Below are 2,081 nucleotides of genomic sequence, written 5' to 3' on the forward strand. Positions count from 1 at the left end.
CACGTCGACGCGGGCATAACCGAACTCACGCAGGTCCGAACCTTCGACCTTGCCGCCCAGCTGCTCGGCCATGGTCTGCATGCCGTAGCAGATGCCGAAGACCGGCACACCCAGGTCGAACACGGCTTGCGGGCAGCGCGGGCTGTCGGCTTCGTGCACGGACTCGGGGCCGCCAGCGAGGATGACGCCTTTAGGCGCGAATTCGCGAATCGCTTCGTCATCCATGTCGAACGGATGCAGTTCGCAGTACACGCCGATCTCACGCACGCGGCGGGCGATCAGCTGAGTGTACTGGGAACCGAAGTCGAGGATCAGGATGCGGTGAGCGTGAATGTCGAGGGCCATGACTCATTCTCATGTAGTGAATCAGAAACAACTCGGGGCTGAATGAACAGCCCCGGTGATTAACGTTTTGCTGAAGACCTTAACCTACGCGGTAGTTCGGCGCTTCCTTGGTGATCTGCACGTCGTGGACATGGGACTCGGCCATGCCGGCACCGGTGATGCGCACGAATTCCGGCTTGGTGCGCATCTCTTCGATGTCGGCGCTGCCGGTGTAGCCCATGGAAGAACGCAGGCCGCCCATCAGTTGATGGATGATGGCGCTCAGGGTGCCTTTGTACGGCACGCGACCTTCGATGCCTTCCGGCACCAGCTTCTCGGCACCCGCGGAGGAGTCCTGGAAGTAACGGTCGGAAGAGCCCTGGGCCTGGGACATGGCGCCCAGCGAACCCATGCCGCGATAGGCCTTGTAGCTACGGCCCTGGAACAGTTCGATCTCGCCCGGCGCTTCTTCGGTACCGGCGAACATCGAACCCATCATCACGCAATAGGCACCAGCGACGATGGCCTTGGACAGGTCACCGGAGAAACGGATACCGCCGTCGGCGATCAACGGCACGCCCGTGCCTTCAAGGGCGGCGGCGACGTTGGCGATGGCGCTGATCTGCGGCACACCGACACCGGCGACGATGCGGGTGGTGCAGATCGAGCCTGGGCCGATACCGACCTTGACTGCGTCGGCGCCGGCGTCGGCCAGGGCCTTGGCGGCAGCGCCGGTGGCGATGTTGCCGCCGATCACCTGCACGTCAGGGAAGTTCTGCTTGACCCAGCGCACGCGGTCGATCACACCTTTGGAGTGACCGTGGGCGGTGTCGACCACCACCACGTCAACGCCGGCATTGACCAGGGCGGCGACGCGGTCACCGGTGTCCTTGCCGGTGCCGACGGCGGCGCCGACGCGCAGACGACCCTGGTCGTCCTTGCTGGCCAGCGGATAGGCCTTGGCTTTTTCGATGTCGTTGACGGTCATCATGCCCTTGAGGGCGAACTTGTCGTCGACGATCAGCACGCGTTCGATGCGGTGCTTGTGCAGCAACTCGCGGACTTCGTCCTTGCTGGTGCCTTCCTTGACCGTGACCAGGCGCTCTTTAGGCGTCATCACTTGGCGGACGGTGGCATCCAGGCGGTTCTCGAAACGCACGTCGCGGGACGTGACGATGCCGACCAGGTCGCCATCGTGCAGCACCGGAACACCGGAGATGTTGTGCATGCGGGTCAGTTCGAACAGATCCCGGACCGTGGCGTCAGCCTCGATGGTGATCGGATCCTTGACCACGCCAGCCTCGAACCGCTTGACCTTGCGCACTTCGGCGGCCTGCTGTTCGATGGTCATGTTCTTGTGGATGATACCGATACCGCCTTCCTGGGCCATGGCAATGGCCAGACGGGCTTCGGTCACGGTGTCCATGGCGGCGGAAACCAGGGGGATATTCAGTTCGATGCCACGGGTGAGACGGGTTTTGAGACTGACTTCGTTAGGCAGTACCTCGGAATAACCGGGCACTAGGAGAATGTCGTCGAAGGTCAGAGCTTCTTGGCTGATACGCAGCATCGCGGGGGCTCCCGAGCGGGAAAATGGAAGCGCGCCATTATACTCATGCACCCCGTCTGGCTCAATGTAAAACTCTGTCTATTATTGGCGGGGTGATTGACGGGCTGAAACCCTACCCCACTGCAACACACCCCCCTGTGGGAGCGAGCTTGCTCGCGATGGCGGCGGCACATTCAACATTGTTGCT

General features: G+C 62.2%; 2 protein-coding genes. Both read right to left on the minus strand.

Going from position 1 to position 2,081, the window contains the following annotated elements:
* A partial coding sequence (locus tag OC610_RS26270; RefSeq protein ID WP_264432030.1) for a glutamine amidotransferase-related protein occupies positions 1–345 on the minus strand: 345 nt, incomplete at its 3' end.
* A gap of 79 nt (positions 346–424) precedes the next feature.
* Positions 425–1,894, minus strand: coding sequence for an IMP dehydrogenase (gene guaB, locus OC610_RS26275; RefSeq protein ID WP_181286984.1), 1,470 nt, complete (start codon positions 1,892–1,894; stop codon positions 425–427).
* Positions 1,895–2,081: the final 187 nt, after the last annotated feature.

The organism is Pseudomonas agronomica, assembly GCF_025917275.1.
Taxonomy (GTDB): domain Bacteria; phylum Pseudomonadota; class Gammaproteobacteria; order Pseudomonadales; family Pseudomonadaceae; genus Aquipseudomonas; species Aquipseudomonas agronomica.